Consider the following 18991-nt stretch of genomic DNA (forward strand, 5'->3'; position numbering starts at 1 on the left):
CAGCCGCTCGAAGAACAACAAGAGCTTAGAAGGAGAAACCAATGCGGGAGTCACTGACACCCGGCGTGTGGGGCGTCGTCGCCACACCGTTCCAGGGCAGCACCCTGGATGTCGACACGGACAGCCTGGCCGGGCTCGTGAGCTACTACGAGTCGATCGGCGCCACGGGACTCACTGTCCTGGGCGTGTTCGGCGAGGCCGCGGCCCTGACGGCGGCCGAGCGCAGCCTGGTCCTGGAAGTGGTCGTGGAGGAAACGCGCCTGCCCCTCGTGGTGGGGGTGACTTCCCTCTTCACCGGCACGGCCGTCGATGAAATCCGTTCCATCCAGGCCGCCACCGGGGACCGGCTGTCGGCCGTCATGGTCCAGGCAAACTCCGCCAACCCCGGTGTGGTCATCGCGCACCTGAACGCCATCCACCAGTCCACCGGCGCCAACGTGGTGCTGCAGGACTACCCGCTGGCCAGCGGCGTCCACATCAGCACCGAGGCGCTCATTTCCGTGGTGCAGGCCTGCGGCTTCGTCACCGCGGTCAAGGCCGAGGCCCCGCCCACGTCCGTGGCGATCGGGCACCTCACCGCAGCCCTCGACGTCTCTGTCTTCGGCGGCCTCGGCGGCCAGGGGCTGCTGGACGAGCTCATGGCCGGCGCCGCGGGGGCGATGACCGGTTTCTCCTACCCGGAAGCGCTCATCGCCTGCGTGCAGGCCTGGCAGAAAGACGGCTACGAGGCCGCCCGCGATGCCCTGTTGCCCTACCTGCCGCTGATCAACTTCGAGCAGCAGGCGAAAATCGCGCTGGCGATCCGCAAGGAATGCCTGCACCAGCGCGGACTCATTGCCGACGCCGGCGTCCGGGCACCGGCCGCGGCGTTCCCGGAGGTTCTCCGGACCGGGCTGCGCACCCACCTGGCCGAGGCCGCCAAGGCCCTCGGCCCGAACCCGGCCGCCGTGCTGACCACGGCGGGGAGGAACTGATGGATTTCGGAATCAGCGGAAAGACCGCCTTTGTGGCCGCCTCGACCGGCGGCCTGGGCCTCGCCATCGCCCGGGCCCTCGCCGCCGAAGGCGTCCGGGTGGCCATCACCGGCCGGCGCGAAGTCCGCGCCAAGGAGATCGTGGCCGAACTGACGGACGCCTACGGACCGGGCGCCGTCGCCATCGAAGCGGACCTCAGCACCGCCGAGGGCGTGGCCGCCGCCGTCGAACAGACAGTCGCGGAACTCGGGCCCATCGACATCCTGGTCCTCAACGGTCCCGGGCCGAAGCCCGGCGCCGCCGCCACGCTCGGCGCGGACGACATCGCCGCGGCGTTCGAACAACTCGTCAAACCGCACCACGCCCTGGTCTCGCACATCCTGCCGGGCATGCGGGAACGGCGCTGGGGCCGGATCCTGGCCGTCGGGTCGAGCGGCGTCGTGGCACCACTGCCCAACCTGGCCGTGTCCAACACCGGCCGCGCGGCGCTGGCCGGCTACCTCAAGACCCTCGCCGCCGAGGTGGCGCTGGACGCCGTCACGGTCAACATGCTCCTTCCCGGACGCATCGCCACGGACCGGGTCGCGGAACTGGACCAGGCCGCCGCCAAACGGCGCGGCACCTCGCCCGAGGAGATCCAGCTCGAATCCCGCAAGACCATCCCCGCCCGCCGCTACGGCGAACCCGAGGAATTCGGCGCCGCCGCGGCGTTCCTCTGCAGCGCCCCGGCCTCCTACATCACCGGCGTGGCACTGCGCTGCGACGGCGGCCTGATCCGCGGGCTCTAGCCACAGGCGCTGAACACTCAGCACACACCCTGCTCCGACTCTCACGAAGGACCACCATGACTTCCACCGACACAGACACCTCAACCGCAACAGCCCGGGACCTCCTCACCGCCCGGCACCTGATCAACGGCGAATGGCTCGGCGGGGCGGACGCCGAGCGGATGAACCCGGCCCGCCCGGGCGAACTCGCCGCCCTCTCCCCCAGCGGCACCGCAGCCGACGTCGACGCCGCCATCAGCGCCGCCGCCGCCGCGCAGCCGGCCTGGGCAGCCATGCCCGCCCCGTCCCGCGGCGCCATCCTGATGGCCGCCGGCAACCTGCTCCTGGAGCGCCAGGCCGCCATCGCCGAGGACCTTGTCCGTGAAGAGGGCAAGACCCTCGCCGAGGCCAAGGGCGAGGTCAAGCGCGCCTCCGACGTGCTGCGTTTCTTCGGTTCCCTCGGCTGGGCCGCCACCGGCGAGGTGCTGCCCAGCGGCCTGCCGGACACCACCATAACCACCCGCCGCGAGGCGCTCGGCGTCGTCGGGCTCATCACGCCGTGGAACTTCCCCATCGCCATCCCGGCCTGGAAGTCCGCGCCGGCGCTGATCAGCGGCAACGCCGTGGTCATCAAGCCGGCCGAGCTCACCCCGCTCTCCGCCACTCACCTGGCCCGCGCCCTGCAGGACGCCGGGCTGCCCGCCGGCGTGTTCAACGTGGTCCATGGGAAGGGCCGCTTGGTGGGCGACGCCCTGGCCCGCGACCCCCGCATCGCCGGGTTGTCCTTCACCGGCTCCACCAACGTCGGGCTGGGGCTGCAGGAGATCCTCAACGCCCGCCGCGCCCGGGTCCAGCTGGAAATGGGCGGCAAGAACGGCGTGCTGGTCCTGGACGACGCCGATCCCCGCAAGGCCGCCCAGGTGGTGGCGGCCGGCGCGTTCGGCCTCACCGGCCAGGCCTGCACCGCCACGTCCCGCGTCTACGTCACGCCCGGCATCCGCGAGGAATTCCTGGCGGCCCTCACCGAGGAAGCCGCGCAGTACACCGCCGGCGACGGCCTCGAAGCCGCAAAGATGGGCGCCGTGGTGAGCAGCCAGCAGTTCGAACAGAACCAGTCCGCGGTGCGCACCGCCGTCGAACGCGGCGCCACGCTGCTGCACGGCAAGTACGACGGCGGCACGGACGCCGGCTTCCTCTTCCCGGCCGCCATCCTCACGGAATTGCCCTTCGACGATGCCGCCGTGACCGAAGAGATCTTCGGACCCGTCGTGGCCGTCCTCGAGGTCCCGGACTACGAGGCCGGGCTCGCCGCGATCAACGACTCCCGCTACGGCCTGACCGCCGGCATCTGCACCGACTCCCTGGCGTTCGCCACGGACTTCGCCGCCCGCGCCCAGGCCGGGGTCATCAAGGTCAACCGTCCGACGGCGGGCCTGGACCTGAACGTGCCGTTCGGCGGCGTCAAGGACTCCTCCACCAACACGTTCCGCGAACAGGGGAAGTCCGCGCTGGACTTCTTCACGTGGGGCAAGACCGTCTACACGGGTGTGTAGCCAGCCATGACGTACGTGATCGCCCAGCCCTGTGTGGATGTCAAAGACAAGGCCTGCATCGACGAATGCCCGGTGGACTGCATCTATGAGGGTGAACGCTCGCTCTACATCCACCCGTCCGAATGCGTGGACTGCGGCGCCTGCGATCCCGTCTGCCCGGTCGAGGCGATCTACTACTCGGACGATGTCCCGGACGAGTGGGCCGACTACGTGCGCGCCAACGTGGAGTTCTTCGAGGAACTGGGGTCGCCGCAGGGCGCCTCAGCCCTCGGAAACCTGCACCGCGACCACCCTGTGGTGGCGCGTGCGCCTCTAGGCGCACGCGCCGTCGGCTGAGCCCGTGACTGAACTGGTTGATGACCGGGGACAACCGTTCCCTACCCGTCCCTTTTCTCCCGTTGGAACGCCCTCACTGCTTCGCTCACAGTTGGGTAGAAATGTTCGGGAGAGAAACGGGCGCTCATGCCGTACTGCAACAATCTGTCTTTGACCGGGTCTTTGAGCTCGGCGAACACCAGGTCCACGCCGTGCCGGTCCAGCCATTCGTCAAGCTGCACCAACTCGTCCAGTGCAGTCGTGTCGATTCCCGTCACTGGTTCTGCCGCCAGCACCACGCGTTCAATGCCGTGCCCCGCCTGGTCCAGTTCGTTGCGCACGAAGGACCCCAGCAAGGCGCCGTTGCCGAAGAACAGCGGTGCGTCGAAGCGCAGGATCAACAGGCCGGGGATGCGTTCCCCTTCCGGATGACGGCTCACGTCGTGGTATCCCGGTACCCCGGGCACGTCCACCAGTTCAGCACGGTAGGGGTCCCAGGCCTGCCGTAGGAAGTCCAGAATTGCCAAGCCGATGGCAACGGCGATGCCCGGGAGGACGCCCAGTATGGTCACCCCCAGGAAGGCCGCGAGCATCACCAACGATTCACTGCGGCTCATGCCGATGAGCCGTCGCACACCGGCCGGGTCGGCTATTGCGGCGGCTGCGGCGATGACAATGGCGGCAAGGGTTGTGGCCGGCAGGAACTCGGTGACGCCGGGCGCCACGAGCATGAAGCCGAGCACCAGGACGGCGCCTACGGCCCCCGTGAGCTGGGATTTCGCCCCGGACTCGACTGCCACCGGCGTGCGGGACGTGCTGGCCGACACCGGGAAGCCACCGAGCAGCCCGGTGGCAGCGTTCGCCGCGCCCAAGGCTGCCATTTCGTGGTTGCCGGATACCCTGCCGCCCTCTGCGGCCGCCAGGGATTGGGCCAGGGTTCCGGTATCAACGAAGACGATGAGGGCGATAGCGGCGGCAGCGGGCAGCAGTGTCAGGACGTCGGCCCAGCCAATTCCGCCCAGGGCCGGTGCAGGGAGCCCCTGCGGGAGGGCACCTGTGACCGTCAAACGCTCTTCGAGTCCCAGCACGGCCACGGCGAGGCAGGACACAACCACCGCAATGAGCACGCCCGGAACCTTCCATTTCAGCCGGCGGGGAACCCAGATGAGCGCCAGCGAGACCAAGCCGAGCAGTAGTGCCGTCAAATTGGTCTCGCCGGCAAGCACCTTCGGCGCGGCGGCGATGAGTTTTTCCCAGGGTGTACCGCCTTCCACGGATATTCCCAGGAGGGTGGGAAGCTGGGACACGGCCACCAGCAAGGCGATGCCGTTGAGATAGCCGAGCCGGATGGGCTTCGACAGCAGTCCAGTGACGATTCCCAACCTCAGCACTGAGCCGAGCAGCAAGATGCCGCCAATCAGTATGGCGAGGAGACCGGCCAGGGCTACGGATTTCTGCTCGTTATCCGCGGCCAGGGGAATCAAGGCTGCCACGATCATCGGAGCGAGCGCGGAATCCGGGCCCAGCACCAGCACACGCGATGGCCCGACCGCCGCGTAGACAAGCAGGGGCACTACCGTCGCGTACAGGCCGGTCACCGGTGGAAGGCCGGCGGCCTGGGCGTACGCCATGCCAGCGGGGACCAAGATCGCGAAGAGCGCGGCGCCGGCCACCACGTCGTGGCGCAGCCACTCGATCCTGTAGCCACGCAGGGCCGGCGGGACCGCCCAGAATGCAGTCTTTCCGGATCGGCGCATCTTCTGATCATGTCCCTTCACGCCGCTGCTCGCCATCCATCATCGGACGACCCCAGCCTTGCGCAGAAAGATGAGAGCAGCCGGTTTGACTCTGGCGAATACTGACCCGGATGGGCCGTCAATCAGCTCGATCGCATGGCCGCGATTCACAGGCTAATCGGGCCGATCCTGGTGTCAGTCTTTCTTCAGTTTCTGGGCGAGCATTACGAGGATTCCGCTGGGGCCGCGGAGATACGTGAGTTTGTAGTCGTCACCGTAGGTCGCCACACCACGGAGCGGGCGGCATCCGTGCTTCGCAGCTATCTCAAGGGCCTTGTCGATGTCGTCAACCGAGAAGGCCACGCGGTGCATTCCGATGTCGTTGGGACGGGTTGGGTTCGACTCGATCGCTTGAGGGTGGATGTACTCGAAGAGCTCAAGTCGGCCATGACCGTCCGGGGTCTGGAGCATCGCAATCTTGGCGTGGTTGCCATCAAGTCCGACGGCAGTGTCGGTCCACTCGCCGCTGACGGTATCACGGCCGATGACCGTGAGACCGAGGTCGGTGAAAAAGGCGATTGTAGCTTCGAGGTCCCGAACCGCAATACCGACGTTTTCAAGTTTGATGGCCATGCGTTGAAGCTACCAAGACGGGGCGAATAGCTCCAGTGCCGGGCCGGGACTATACGGATGGTCGAAGGCTTTGAGCCCGCTGCGCCGGTTGCCCGCGATCTCGGAATGTCGCAAGCAAAGTCGAATCCATACCCGTGACTTATGGCTCTGGTCGGCTGATGTCCGCCTGAGGACCATCACAAGCATTAGGACTGTGCCTGGCTGGGGGCATTCTCCTGCCCTGACTGCACTCCCGACCTGCAAGAAGGACCCTCATGCCGATGGTCTGGATCCGCGCAAAATCCCGCCGGCTCACGGCCGCAATCCTCGCCGTCGTGCTTACGGCCGCCCTCGGCGGCTGCGTCCCCGGGCCGAAACCGCCGGCGCCGGTGTCGCCCGATTCCGGCTACCGGGCCGTGCTCGAACAGTTCGGCAGGAGATTGCTCGACGACGGCGCCCCGGCCGTCCTCATCCAGGTCCGCGTGGGCGGGGACGAGTGGTCCGCGGCCTACGGGGTCCGAAACCTGAACAGCCCGTCCCGGGCCGAGGTAACGGACCCGGTGCACATCGGCGGGGTCACCAAGTCCATGGTGGCCGTCTGCGTGCTCAAACTGGCCGAGGAGGGGCGGCTGGAACTGGATGCGCCGGTCAGCACCTACCTGCCGGAGTTCAACAAGGTGATGCACCCGCCGGGACCGGTCACCGTCCGCCAGCTGCTGCAGCACCGCTCCGGCATGCCGTCGGTGGACGGGCCGTTGTTCGATCCGGCCACGGTGCGCGAAGCCCTGACCACCAAGGTGAGCCTGGCGGATCTGCTGGCCATGGCGGGGCGGATCTCCTGGCAGGCGAAGCTGGCCCAGGGATTTGAATACTCCAACTCGAATTACATTGCCCTGGCGCTGATCGTCGAGCGCCTCAGCGGCCGGCGGATCGGCGAGGTGATCAGCACCGACATCATCGAGCCGCTGGGCCTGAGTGAGACCTTGATGACGGCGGCCGGGCCGGCGCCGTCGTCCATGGTCCACGGCTACATCGCGCTGGACCGCAAACAACTGGACGTCACCTATCCGGCCGCCCAGATCGACAACGCCGCCGGCGGCATGGTGTCCTCCGTGGCGGACGTCAATACGTTCTACCGGGCGCTGCTGCAGAACAAGCTGCTCAAGCCGGCCACGATCACGCAAATGGAGAGCCCGCTCTACGCCAGGTACGGACTCGGCGTGGTCCGCTGGAACGATTTGTGCACTAACGACTTCTACTACGGCCATCCCGGCGACGTGCCCGGCTACGGCACCATCACCATGACCAGCGCGGACGGAACCCGGCAGCTCACCATGGCCGTGGCCTACCCGCCGGAACCGCTCCCACGCGGGGACACCCACATTCTGCACCAGATGGAGTCCATCGCGGAGGACACCCTCAACGCCACGTGCATGACCGGGCCGACCGGGCCGCTCAACAATGCCGCAGGCAGTCCGGGCACTGCGACAATGGGCAGATGACAGCAATCATCCTCGTCTGGGACCCCGACGAATGGAACGATTGGACCTACCCGGCCGTGCTGGACGAGGTCGCCGAAACCGGCCGGCACCTGGCCAGCTGGGACGTCGGGACGTCTCTCGACAGCGACGCCGGCAACGCCGCCGGCACGGACGCGTGGCTGGTGCTCCAGGGCCGCCACGGACGCGGTCTGATCGGCCACGGCGTTATCGTCTCGGAACGGCAGGCTCTCCGCGCCCAGGCACCGGACTCCGCGAGCGCCGCCCGGGCCGGCGCACCGGCCGGCACGCAGAGCGCATCCCCGCTCTACCTCCAGGTGGACTTCGACGCCCTCCTGCCCGCCGGCGACCAGATCCCGACCGGGGTCCTCGCCGAGGCCGTGCCAGGGATCGACTGGGAAGCCCTTCACGGCCCCGCGCTGGCCGTCGACCCCGCCGTCGAGCCCCTGCTCCGCGGCCTCTGGGGTGAGTTTGGACCGTTGCCGGCTGACCCCACCCAGCCCGTGCCCGGCACCGTCCCCGCGGCGGCGGTCACCCGGGTCGAAGTAAACAAGTACGAACACAGTCCGGACGCCCGGCGGGTCTGCGTCGCCCACCACGGGACCAGCTGCGCCGCGTGCGGATTCTCGTTTGAAATCGCCTACGGCGAGATCGGCAAGGACTTCATCCCGGTCCACCATCTGGTCCCGGTGTCACAGCTGGGCAGCGGGTATGAACTTGACCCCATCACAGACCTCGTCCCGCTCTGCGCCAACTGCCACGCCATGGCGCACCACGGGGTACGGACGCCGCGCAGCGTCGCGGAGCTGCGCCGGATCATGGCCGCCGCCGGGTTCCTGACCGGACAGTCCGTGACCCCGCAGCAGCTCCAGGCCCAGCAGGACGCCCGGCGGATCCTGGAACAGCACTAACAGCCCTAACAGCCGCGACAGCAGCAGCCGGCTCAGGCGGACCACACCTCGCGGAACTTGCCGCTGCGGTCCGGCCGGGGCGGCTCATCGCTAAAGCGGACGTCGACGCCGGCGGCGCCCTGGGCCGCGAAGAACGCACCCAGGCGCTCCCCCACCGCCGTCCGCACGGCCGTCGTCGCGGCATCCGGCCAGAGCTCGAGCCGCACGGTGAGCGAGCGCGGCCCGGTGCGGATCGCCTGGAACCGGCGGACGCCGGCGGTCTCCTCGATCACCGTGCCCAGCGCCAACGGCAACACGGTGACCACTTTGCCGGCCGGCACTGCCCCGTCCGACCCTGTTCTGTCCGACCCTGTCCCGTCCGATCCTGTCCCATCCAACCTTGCCCCGCCCAACGTTGCCCCGTCGGCGGCAGCGAAGCTCAGCACGTCGCCGCTGCGGCCCTCGACCCGCAGCGTGGGAAACGGGCTGCCGCAGGCGCACGGGCCGGCAGCCAGCTGCACCCGGTCACCCAGGTTGTACCGGATGAGCGGCTGGACCCGGTTGGCCAGGTTGGTGACCAGCACCGTGTGGGAGAGTTCGCCGGGCGGGACGGGCCGGAAGGCGTCGTCCACCGGCTCCACAATGTTCCAGTCCGCGTTGACGTGCAGCAGCCCCTGCCGGCAGCGGCCGGTCAGGGCGAGCGCCTCCGAGGCAAGGTATCGCTCAGTGACCCGGCAGCCGAGGGCCGCCTCGATCCCGGCCGCGGCGTGGGCTGCCAGGCTCTCCCCGGACGCGACCGCCAGGAGCGGATGAATCCGTAGCCGTCCCGCCTTCTGTTCGGCGGCCAGTTGCGCCATGGTGCTCGGATACCCGTAAAGCACGGTCGGCTGGAAGTCGTTGAGGTCCGCCACGAGGTCCGGGAGCGGCCGGAGCACGGAGAAGACGCGCACCCGGCGGGCGATGCGGGGGCTGCGCCGCCGCGCGGATTCGGTCAGCACGACGCCGGCAAAGTGGTCCCCGTCCGCGATCAGCGCCGCGGCCCGCAGCCCCCGGTGCAGGAAAGCCCGCGCCTCCTTGGCCGCCATCAGGGTCCGCCGTTCGCGGATCGGGCCCAGGAGACTGGCCACCAGCTGCGAGGTCCGGTCATGGACCAGGACCGCGGGTTCACCGGTGGATCCCGACGTCGTCACCACGAGGTACTGTCCGCGGTAGAGGCCGCCGATCCGCGACGGGTCATCGAGCAGGTCGTGCTTCAGCCCGGCGAGCGTGATGTGGGGATCGGTCACCCAGTCATCGAAGTTCTCCATGAGCTCGCGCTTGCCCACCGGAGGCAGCTCCCCTAAATACCTGCCCAGATCCGTGGCCCGGTCCGTGCCGGTGTCCGCGACCATGTCCGGGACGTCCCGGTACAGCCTGCGGTAGAAGGGCGAGGAGGACCGTGCGCACTCAACCAGCGCGGCGAGCCGGTCGCGTTGCCGGCGGTCGATCTCATCCTGGCTCGCCCGACTGGCCCGCCAGATGTCCCACGCGATCCCGGCCGTCCGTGTCATCCCGAGAGGAGAGCCGCGCATCACCCATCACCCCTTCACGGGTCCGGCACCCCTGGCGTCCGCCCTTCCCGCTCGTCCCTGCAGGCACGCTCGTCCGCCCTTCCACGCCCGCACCCTCTCCCACGCTGGCACGGCGGCGAAGGCTCCCAACAGGGGCTTTAGGCACCGGCGGGACGTGGGCATATACCCGGACACCGTCGAATTGCTGGACTTCCCGGCCGGAAGCACCACAGACTGTGTACAACAGCTGGCTGGGCGGCGTGGGAATTCCTGTCTCCAGGCCGGCCGGGGACTACCAGCAGCATCGTTTGGGGCTCTGCTTATTATCTTTTCCACCGCCGTGAAAGGACCTGGTTATGCCGGACTTGTCATTTTTGTATCCGCTCATTTCGATCATCCTGGGGGCGGTCGCCGTCGTCGGCGTCATCTGGGTGGCAACAAAACTGATGTGGAAGGTGGCGGAACCGAACGAGGCCCTCATTATCTCCGGCCTGACGCGCGGCACGCTGGAAACCCGTGAAGGGATGGACTTCAAGATCGTCACGGGCAAGGGGGCCCTGGTGCTGCCGGGCCTGCAGACGGTGCGGCCGCTGTCCCTGACGCTGAACGAAACCGAACTCAAGGTCTCCTGCGTCACCTCCCAGGGCATCCAGGTGATTGTCGACGGCGTGGTCATCTACAAGATCGGCGACGCCCCGCCGTTCATTGCCAACGCCGCGCGGCGCTTCCTGGGCCAGCAGCCCAAGATGGAAAGCCAGGTATACAACGTCTTTGAAGGCCACCTGCGCTCGATCATCGGCAGCATGACGGTCGAGGAAATCATCCGCGAGCGCGACAAGCTGGCCTCCCAGGTCCGCAGCGCCAGCGGCGTCGAAATGGAGAAGCTGGGTCTCGTCGTCGATTCGCTGCAGATCAAGGACCTCCAGGACCCCACGGGCTACATCCAGAACATCGCCAAGCCGCACATCGCCATGGTCAAGATGGAGGCCCGCATCGCAGAGGCCACCCGGAACCGCGAGGCGGCGGAAAAGGAAGCGGAGGCCGAGGCCTTGATTGCCGACGCCCGGAGCCTGTCCGCGATCCGGCAGTCCGAGGCGCAGGCCAACGCCGAGCGCGCCAAGGCGAACGCGGCCCAGGCCGGGCCGCTGGCCGACGCGACGGCCCGCCAGCAGGTGGTGGTCCAGGAAACCGAGGTGGCCAAGCTCGAGGCCGACCGGGAGGAACAGAAACTGCAGACCACCGTCCGCAAGCCCGCCGACGCGAGGGCGTACGCCAAGCGCACCGACGCGGAAGGCCAGAAATCGGCGGACATCAGCGCGGCCGAGGCGCTGGCCCGGCGCACCGAGCTCGAGGCCCAGGCCAACGCCCGGCGGACCGAGGTGCAGGCGCAGGCGAACGCGACGGCGGCAGCAGCAGCGGCAGGGGCCACCAAGGTCACCGGCGAAGCCGAGGCCGCCGCCACGAAGGCCCGCGGCGATGCCGCCGCCTCCGCCATCAAGGCCAAGGCACTGGCCGAGGCAGAGGGCATCAAGGCCCGCGCCGAAGCACTGGGCACCAACCAGGACGCCGTCATCTCCCAGCAGCTCGCCGAGAACATGCCGGCGATCGTGGCGGCGGCCGCCGAACCGTTCGCGCACGTCGGCCAGATGACCGTCCTCAACGGCGGCGAAGGGGTCAACCGGATGATCGGCGGTATTTTGGCACAGGTGGGCGACTACCTCCCGGCGCTCTCCACGGCCCTCAAAAACACGCGGGATGGCGCGAAACGGCCCGCGAAGGCGCCTGAGGCGTAGGGGCGGGAATGCGCGCGGGGAACCGGAGGATCTGATGTACTGGGGTTCTGATGTGCTGGGGTTCTGATGCATAAGGATGTTGACCGGAGCCTGACCGGAAAGATCGGCCGCGTCACCGGACGGATCGGCCCGGGCACCATCGGTGAGGTCATGCTGCCGGTCCGCGGCGGAACCAGTGCCTTCCACGCGCACCCGTTCGACAAGACCAGCGTTTTCGCCGTGGGCGAGCAGGTCCTGGTCATCTATTTTGAACCGCCGCAGACTGTGTTTGTGGACGAACTTCCGGATGTCCTCAAGGCCGATTGACCCTCTGGACGGTAGGAGGCGACGGGCGTATTCTGAAGTTCCGTAGCCTCTGGAGGTATTTCTGATGGAAGGCAACAAGCGTGCGCGTTGCGGTCCGGTTTCCGGCATCCGTGCCCGCTTCCCGGTCGGCAACTGGCCCGACCCGCTGTAGCTCGACTTTCGTCATGCCATCCGGCACCGCTGCTTGGTGGGGTTTGCGCCGTGGACGCATGGCCGCTCTGAACTGCGCCCACTTGAGGGTGCCCGACTAGTTCCCGGCAACCGCCCGCCTTTCTGCGTGCCCTGTGGCGTTCCCTCCTGAGTTCGCCCGCCTGTTAACCCACTCTTCCTCTCCCGGCCACACCTGCTCCCCCGCGCCGCAAACCGCCGCCCGCACCGTGGAGGGGTGAGGATCGCAATCGTCGCCGAATCATTCCTGCCGCTCATGAACGGGGTCACCCACTCCATCCTGCGCGTGCTGGAGCATCTGCAGCAGCGCGGGGACGAGGTGCTGGTGATCGCACCGTCCACGCAGGACACGGATGTACCGGACGAGGTCTATGGCGCCCACGTCCTCCGGCTCCCCTCGCTCCCGCTGGCCGGCTAAGCGAATCTGCGGGTGGCGATGGGCGGTGTGTATCGGGTCAAGCGAATCCTTGCCGACTACGCGCCCGACGTCGTGCACCTCGCGTCCCCGTTCGTGCTCGGCTGGCGGGCAGCGCAGGCCGCCCACCAGCTCGGCATCCCCACGGTCGCCATCTACCAGACCGAGGTGCCCGGCTATGCGGGCCGCTACGGCGTCCCCTTCCTGGAGAACTGGGCCTGGAGCCGGGTGGATCAGATCCACTTGCTGGCCTCACGCACCCTGGTCCCTTCCACGTTCGCGCTCAACCAGCTCCGCGGCCGCGGCATTCCGCGCGTGGACATGTGGCGGCGCGGCGTGGACACACAGCGGTTCAACCCCGCGAAGCGCGACGCCGGCTGGCGGGCCTCCGTGGCGCCCGGCGGCGAGCGCCTCATCGGCTACGTGGGCCGGCTTGCGGCCGAGAAGCAGGTGGAGGATCTGGCGGTGCTGGCGGATGTTCCCGGAACGCGGCTGGTGATCGTCGGCGACGGGCCCCAGCGGGCCGCCCTGGAGGCTGCGCTGCCGCAGGGGGTCTTCACCGGTTTCCTCGGCGGCGACCACCTCGCCCGGGCGGTGGCGTCCTTTGATCTCTTCGTCCATCCCGGCGAGTTCGAGACCTTTTGCCAGACCATCCAGGAGGCCATGGCGTCCGGGGTGCCGGTGGTGGCCACCGGCCGCGGCGGCCCGCTGGATCTCGTGGAGAACTCGCGGACCGGCTGGCTGTACGAGCCCGGCGATCTCGCCGGGTTCCGTGCCCGGGTGATGGACCTGATGGGCGACGACGCCAAGCGCCGCGCGTTCGCCGCGGCCGCGCACGCCTCGGTCCAGGGCCGGACGTGGTCCGTGCTCGGCGCCGAACTCGTTGGCCACTACAGGGCAGTGATCGGCGAGTCCCAGGTGGGGGGCGGCCATCGCCGGCCTCGAGGGCGTGCCGGTGCCCGGGTAGCATGGCTGGTGCCCGGGTAGCAGGGCTCGTGTCAGCGCGGCCGGGCCGGGTGCACTTGCGCAGCCGGCGCGTTCGACACCTTTGGTTGCGGCATGATGGCCATCACGCCCGGGAAGCCCGCACCGCATATGATTCAGTCAGCGCAGTGCACCCTGCTTTTCGCAAGGTGCCCGCTGTCCGTATTCTTCGCCGGGGGGCTGTTAGACATCGTGGAAGCTGGTTTCGCACAACAACTGCTGGAGTACAGCCCGGATGCACTTTTGCTGGTCGCCCAGGACGGAGCCATTTCCTTCCTCAATGCGGCCGCGGAACGGCTCTTCGGCTACCCCCGGGCGCAGCTCCTGGGCGCGGACCACAGCATGCTCCTGGCCGAGGCCTCGCGGGAGGAATTCCACGGCGTCCTGGCCGGGCTGGCCAAGGCCGCAAGCCCCGGTTCGCCGTCCGCCGGCTCCCCGTTCGCCGGCTCGGGCCGCCGCGCCGACGGCACGGAACTCCCCCTTGAAATCACGTGCTCGCTGGTCCCCGCCGCGGCCGGAGCGGCCGACGCCGGAACGTCCGTGGCCCTCTCGATCCGCGACGCCGCAGCGCGGAACCCGGGCGTCGGCAGCGCCGGGCGCACCCTCAGCGGCGACTTTGCCCGCCGTCGTACTTCGGGTGCAGCGGGAGCTTCTCTTTCCGGAGGTCCAGCGGCTGCCGCTCCTGCGGCGTTTGCCGAGCACGACGACGAACTCAAGGCGGGCTCGCTCCGCGACCCCTTGACGGCGCTGCCCAACGGCCCCCTCTTCAACGAGCGGCTCGCCGCGGCCCTGCGCCGCCCGGATCCGGTGGACATCCTGCTGCTGAACCTCGATGACTTCAGGCACCTCAATGACGTGCTGGGACGCTCCGCGGCCGATGAACTGCTGGTGGAGGTGGCATCCAGGCTGCGCAACTGCGTCCGCCCGCATGACACGGTGGCCCGGCTCGGCGGCGACGAGTTCGCGGTGCTGCTCACCGAATGCCTCAACGCGGACGCGGTGGCTAAGCGGATCGCCGAGTCCCTCTACGCCCCCCTGCGCGTGGGCGGCTCCATGGTCCGGCCCGGCGTCAGCATGGGCCTGGCGTCGAAGTCGGGGCAGACGCTGGACGGCGCGGAACTGCTGCGGCAGGCCGACGTCGCCATGACCGCCGCGAAGGCTGCCGGGAAGAACAACTGGATGCGGTTCCGGCCGGAGATGCTGAACACCGCGGCACACAAGGCCGACGGCGATTCCGGGCTGCGGCGCGCCGTCGAACTGGGCCAGATCTCGGTGCACTACCAGCCCGTGGTCTCGCCCGGCATCGGTTCGGTGGTGCAGTTCGAGGCGTTCGCGCGGTGGGAACGGCACGGCCGGCTGGTGCCGCCGAACCAGTTCCTGCCAGTCGCGGAGCAGAGCGGCCTGATCCGCGAGATCGGCGACGAGGTCCTGCGCCGCGCCTGCGCCGAGATCCGGCCCTGGCTGGCCGGCGATCCTGCCTACAGCGTCGCCGTGAACGTCTCGGGCCTGCAGTTCCAGCACCGGGACTTCGCCGCGGACGTGCTGGCGATTGCCGCGTCCACGGGCGTTGACCCGCGCCAGCTCACCCTTGAGCTGACGGAGAGCTTGTTCTTCGACGCCTCCTCGGACGTGCTGGGCCAGTTGCGGCAGTTGCGCGGCGCCGGTGTCCGGATTGCCATGGACGACTTCGGCACCGGGTATTCCACTCTCGGCCGGCTCCAGGAACTGCCCCTGGACATGGTCAAGATCGACCGCTCCTTCGTGGCCATGATCAAGACCGGCCAGGAACAGCTCCCGTTCTTCGCCACCATGATCAGCGCAGCGCATGCCCTCGGCCTGAAAGTCACGGCGGAAGGCATCGAGACGCCCGCGCAGGCCAAATACCTGATGGACCGCGGCTGCGACTCCCTGCAGGGCTACCTGTTCGCCAAGCCGGCCCCCGCCAGCCACCTGGCCGGGACCATGGAGAATGCCCTGAACGCCCTGGACAAGGTCGACGCCGCGCGGTAGGCGGGCGGGCTGGCTGTCGTTAGGCCGGCCGCTGGCCGTCTGGGCGGGTCGCGTTATCGCCGCCATACTCCGCCATTGGACTCAAACGGCCGCTAAGCCTCATGGCTTAGCGGCCGTTCTTGGCACTTCGTTGGATCGTCCGGGCCTGCCCCAGGAATCAGAGTCCCGGCAGGCTCCCGGCCCTAGCGCTTTTCGCAGGCGATGCCGTCGTTGTCACGGTCGAGGTCGTACTGGCGGAAACCGCCGTCGTTGTAGCTGTACAGGGTGTTGTCGACGCGGAACGTGGTGACCGGCTTTCCGCTGGTCTTGTCGCGGGCGCCCTTCTTGCCGACGCCGTGCGGGTAGACCTTGTTCAGCTCCGTGCAGTTCTTGTACGACTTCGGCGCGGGCGCGGCGGATGCCGGCACGGCCGTAGCGCTCAGGACGACGGCGGATGCCGCCAGGGATGCGATAAGCAATTTTTTCAGGCGCACGTTTAAGAGCACTCCCCCAGGTAGAAGCCCTCGGCCGCGGATCGGCGAGGGGCAGGAAAATGCTAACCCACGAATTCGGCGTTTCCGGTGAGGCTCAGGCGCCGTGATCCGAGCCCTGGTCCAGCTTGTCGAGGTCCTGGGCCACCATCGCCTCGCTGCGCTGCCACAGCGCCTTCGCCAGGCCCGCGTCGTAGGCCTGCTTGTTGGCCTTCGAGAGCGTCCGTTTGGCGTAGTAGGCGCCGGAGATCCAGTCGTGGCCCGGGGTGGCGTTGGCGAGCCACACAAGGGTGTCCGCGCCCTGGTCAGGGGTCAGCATGAAGCGCTTGAGGAAGGACTTGTAGGCCAGGCGCATGGGGCTTGTGGAGTCGGCAGCGAAGTTGGTGGCCACGCCGCCGGGGTGGAACGCCGCCGTCGAGATTCCCTCGGTGTTGTAGCGGTTGTGGAGTTCGGTGGTGAAGAGGATGTTGGCGAGTTTGGCGTTGCCGTAGGCGCGGTTGGTGGAGTAGCTCTTGGCCGCGTCGAGGTCGTCGATGTCGAACTTGGCGAAGAGCGAATTCGCGACGCTTGAGGTGTTGATGACGGTGGCCTGGCTGGCGGTCAGCACCTCGATCAGCTCGGTGGTGAGCAGGAACGGGGCCAGGTGGTTGACCTGGAAGGTTCTCTCGTGGCCATCCACGGTGAGCTCACGGGGCCCCATGATGCCGCCGGCGTTGTTCGCCAGGACGTCGATCCGCGGGTACTTTTCCTTCAGCTGCGCGGCCAGGGTCCGCACCTGGGCAAGGTCGGCGAAGTCGCTGACAAAGAAATCAGCGCCGATTTCGTTCGCAATCGCCTCGGTCTTTTGCGCGGAACGCCCGACGACGACCACACGTTCCCCCTGCCGGGCGAAGGTCCGCGCGGCGGACGCGCCGATGCCGTCGCTGGCTCCGGTGATGACGATAGTGCGCTCGGGCATTGAGGTGTCCTTAGAACGAAGCGATGGGCTGGTTTTTGGAATCCAGCCCCGTCGAATTCTAACGAGTGCAACTGAGAGTTCGTTCCGCCGGAGCCGGGAGCTTTCCGAGACTCTGCTGGGAATCTCCGGCAGCACCTAGATGCGCAACGGCGACCGGAAACTCAGGGCCGTGCCGGCGTTCTGCAACTTCAGGCCGATGGCCAGCATTTCTTCGGTGGTCCGGAGCAGGGAGTAGTGGCTGTAGTTGCCCTGGATAACGGTGCCCGGGACCACGGATGGTGCCACCACGAAGTTGGGTACCGGAGTATCTTCGTCAAAAAGCACGAATATCGCCGTGCGTCCCGCCCGGTAGCTTTGGCTGTTTAGGATGACCGGCAGCCATTGCGAAAGCCAGGTGTCACCCGTCGCGACGCTGCAGTCATGCATGTCATTGCAAACATTCGGCACCACCACGGAGAAATTCGGCAGAGTGTTGTTGGCGAGGTCGCCCGCCAGCTGCCCGGCGCTCACGGTGCCCAGGGGCACATTGTTGACCGCGCATGCTGCCCTGTCCCCCGTCCCTTGGTAGTAGATTTCGGGGTTGTGCCGCTCGGCATACAGCCCGGAAGCGCTCAGCCGGCAATTCGAAGGCATGTCCTCCATATAGCTCTTATAGGACTGGCCGGACGTACGCACCTGCCGGAAGATGTTGTCGGCCGTAATGGGCGGCAGGCCCGCGGGGTTCGAATCGGAAGTGTCGCCTTGTGTGCTGCCGGAGGTCATGGCCAGATAGCTTGGCAATGAGGGGAGTCCCGTGCCGGCGTCGCTCCAGGTGGTCACCGAGGCGCACTGGGTCGCCTTTGTGCTCATGTACGGCGCGCTGGCGTTCCCGATGACCTGTGAATAGGTCTTGTTCTCAAAGAGCACCCACATGACGTGGTCGTATTTCGCCGGAGGGGCGGTTGCCGTGCCGCAGGGGTTGTCGCCGGGGGGCGGAGGCGGTGGCGGGGGCGGCGGAGGAGGTGGCGGCGGCGTCGCGTTCGTGGTGACAGTCAACCGAGGCCGCTCCGTGGTGACGGAAGTTTCCTTGGAACTGTAAATGACGCCGTCAGAGGAGGTGTTGCTGATGCGGAACGAATACGTCCCGTCACCTTTAATCGCCCCGAAGAGATCAAACTCCACATAGGTGTTATCCGCAACAGCGCCGCGCGACGCCACAATCGGCGTTTCCGCAACGGGCGCGTTGTTGAAGGTGATCGTGTTCTCACTCCAGGAGTTGTTGAGGACCCGTCGGACCTGGCCGCCCGAGTTGGATGGATCCGTAGCGAACAGCCGGAGCTTGGCGCCGGTCACGGTGCTGCCGGCGGTGCCGGTAACCGTGAGCTTGAGGAAGATCATTTCGACCGGCGAATTATCAGCCTTGAGGCCAGTTGCCGTGCGGAAGTTGATGGTGGGGCTGTCACGCTTCACGACGGCATCGGCCGTGGTGGAAAAGGTCAGCGTGGCGGCTTCGGCGGGGCCGGCAATAAGGGAAATTGTGGCAGTCACCAGGAAGACAACTGTCGCCAGGGAAATCCCTCGACGCCCCAAGAAGGACCGGCTAAACCGATGCCTCTTAGTTGCGTTCTTGCCCGAGACGAAAACAGGATCTACGCGCATCGCGGGACTCCTATAAGGTCCGGTCGACGCACCCTGCGCCTTAGTGGTCCGTAGGAATCCAAACCCTAGCCGGTGAATTCCGGCCTCTCAATGCCGATAGCCAAAATAGCTGGCGGTTTAAAGGTATTCTCAAGGTTTCACCGGTTAGGGGAATTCTCAAGGTTTTTCCATGGTTCTTAGGCATATGCCAGAACTGAACGCCTTGATTCACCAGGCGCTTTTTGGGTTAAATGCGGGAGGACCCCCACCTGGTGGTGGGGGTCCTCGACCGTTAATGGTGTTCCGGCGGTGACCTACTCTCCCACACCCTCCCGGGTGCAGTACCATCGGCGCTGTGGGTCTTAGCTTCCGGG

15 protein-coding genes, 1 rRNA gene and 1 pseudogene are annotated in these 18991 nt (G+C 67.6%); 10 read left to right on the plus strand and 7 right to left on the minus strand.

Features of this window, described 5'->3' with window-relative positions:
* The first annotated feature begins 41 nt into the window (after positions 1-41).
* Genes ARTB_RS11225 through fdxA form a run of 4 tightly spaced genes read left to right on the plus strand, consistent with a single transcriptional unit; the run spans position 42 to position 3630 of the window.
* Positions 42-974, plus strand: coding sequence for a dihydrodipicolinate synthase family protein (locus ARTB_RS11225; protein ID WP_243180278.1), 933 nt, complete (start codon positions 42-44; stop codon positions 972-974).
* On the plus strand, positions 974-1762 hold the full coding sequence (locus tag ARTB_RS11230; protein ID WP_243180280.1) for an SDR family oxidoreductase: 789 nt from the start codon (positions 974-976) through the stop codon (positions 1760-1762). The genes ARTB_RS11225 and ARTB_RS11230 overlap by 1 nt, the downstream gene beginning before the upstream one ends.
* A gap of 56 nt (positions 1763-1818) precedes the next feature.
* Positions 1819-3294: an aldehyde dehydrogenase family protein gene (locus ARTB_RS11235; protein ID WP_243180291.1), complete on the plus strand. Its 1476-nt coding sequence runs from the start codon at positions 1819-1821 to the stop codon at positions 3292-3294.
* 6 nt (positions 3295-3300) lie between these two features.
* Positions 3301-3630, plus strand: a complete 330-nt coding sequence (gene fdxA / locus ARTB_RS11240) for a ferredoxin (protein ID WP_028277294.1) — start codon at positions 3301-3303, stop codon at positions 3628-3630.
* Between the two features lie 41 nt (positions 3631-3671).
* Here the strand turns inward: fdxA and ARTB_RS11245 are convergent, their stop codons facing one another.
* Both ARTB_RS11245 and ARTB_RS11250 read right to left on the minus strand, forming a co-directional pair.
* Positions 3672-5366 carry a SulP family inorganic anion transporter gene (locus tag ARTB_RS11245; RefSeq protein ID WP_243180293.1) on the minus strand — a complete coding sequence of 565 codons (1695 nt, stop codon included), beginning with the start codon at positions 5364-5366 and terminating at the stop codon, positions 3672-3674.
* A 174-nt stretch (positions 5367-5540) separates the two neighbouring features.
* Positions 5541-5978 carry a VOC family protein gene (locus tag ARTB_RS11250; RefSeq protein ID WP_243180296.1) on the minus strand — a complete coding sequence of 146 codons (438 nt, stop codon included), beginning with the start codon at positions 5976-5978 and terminating at the stop codon, positions 5541-5543.
* A 254-nt stretch (positions 5979-6232) separates the two neighbouring features.
* Between ARTB_RS11250 and ARTB_RS11255 the strand changes: the two genes are divergently transcribed.
* Both ARTB_RS11255 and ARTB_RS11260 read left to right on the plus strand, forming a co-directional pair.
* Entirely contained in the window at positions 6233-7459 is a 1227-nt protein-coding gene (locus tag ARTB_RS11255; RefSeq protein WP_243180297.1) for a serine hydrolase domain-containing protein, read from the plus strand.
* Entirely contained in the window at positions 7456-8367 is a 912-nt protein-coding gene (locus ARTB_RS11260) for an HNH endonuclease (protein WP_243180307.1), read from the plus strand. Before ARTB_RS11255 ends, ARTB_RS11260 begins: the two co-directional genes overlap by 4 nt.
* 32 nt (positions 8368-8399) lie before the next feature.
* Here the strand turns inward: ARTB_RS11260 and ARTB_RS11265 are convergent, their stop codons facing one another.
* A complete protein-coding gene (locus ARTB_RS11265; protein ID WP_243180310.1) occupies positions 8400-9896 on the minus strand; it encodes a phenylacetate--CoA ligase family protein in 1497 nt (498 codons plus the stop codon).
* Between the two features lie 356 nt (positions 9897-10252).
* Here ARTB_RS11265 and ARTB_RS11270 point away from each other — a divergent pair, with 356 nt between their 5' ends.
* The 4 genes and pseudogenes from ARTB_RS11270 to ARTB_RS11285 all read left to right on the plus strand — a co-directional run bounded on the left by ARTB_RS11270 (position 10253) and on the right by ARTB_RS11285 (position 15572).
* Positions 10253-11689 carry a flotillin family protein gene (locus ARTB_RS11270; RefSeq protein WP_243180319.1) on the plus strand — a complete coding sequence of 479 codons (1437 nt, stop codon included), beginning with the start codon at positions 10253-10255 and terminating at the stop codon, positions 11687-11689.
* A 66-nt stretch (positions 11690-11755) separates the two neighbouring features.
* A complete protein-coding gene (locus tag ARTB_RS11275) occupies positions 11756-11995 on the plus strand; it encodes a hypothetical protein (protein ID WP_143264731.1) in 240 nt (79 codons plus the stop codon).
* Positions 11996-12380: 385 nt separating this feature from the next.
* A pseudogene (locus tag ARTB_RS11280) lies at positions 12381-13565 on the plus strand (glycosyltransferase family 4 protein).
* Between the two features lie 189 nt (positions 13566-13754).
* Complete coding sequence (locus ARTB_RS11285) at positions 13755-15572, plus strand: putative bifunctional diguanylate cyclase/phosphodiesterase (RefSeq protein ID WP_243180321.1); 1818 nt, start codon at positions 13755-13757, stop codon at positions 15570-15572.
* Positions 15573-15754: 182 nt separating this feature from the next.
* Here ARTB_RS11285 and ARTB_RS11290 read toward each other — a convergent pair whose 3' ends face one another.
* From ARTB_RS11290 to rrf, 4 genes are all read right to left on the minus strand, one after another.
* Complete coding sequence (locus ARTB_RS11290) at positions 15755-16030, minus strand: excalibur calcium-binding domain-containing protein (protein WP_243180323.1); 276 nt, start codon at positions 16028-16030, stop codon at positions 15755-15757.
* Positions 16031-16139: 109 nt separating this feature from the next.
* A complete protein-coding gene (locus tag ARTB_RS11295; RefSeq protein WP_243180324.1) occupies positions 16140-17000 on the minus strand; it encodes an SDR family NAD(P)-dependent oxidoreductase in 861 nt (286 codons plus the stop codon).
* 135 nt (positions 17001-17135) lie between these two features.
* Positions 17136-18527, minus strand: coding sequence for an alkaline phosphatase family protein (locus ARTB_RS11300; protein ID WP_243180327.1), 1392 nt, complete (start codon positions 18525-18527; stop codon positions 17136-17138).
* Between the two features lie 391 nt (positions 18528-18918).
* Positions 18919-18991 (minus strand): 5S ribosomal RNA (gene rrf / locus ARTB_RS21960); the annotation flags it as partial.

This window comes from Arthrobacter humicola, from assembly GCF_022803015.1.
GTDB classification, from domain to species: domain Bacteria; phylum Actinomycetota; class Actinomycetes; order Actinomycetales; family Micrococcaceae; genus Arthrobacter; species Arthrobacter humicola_A.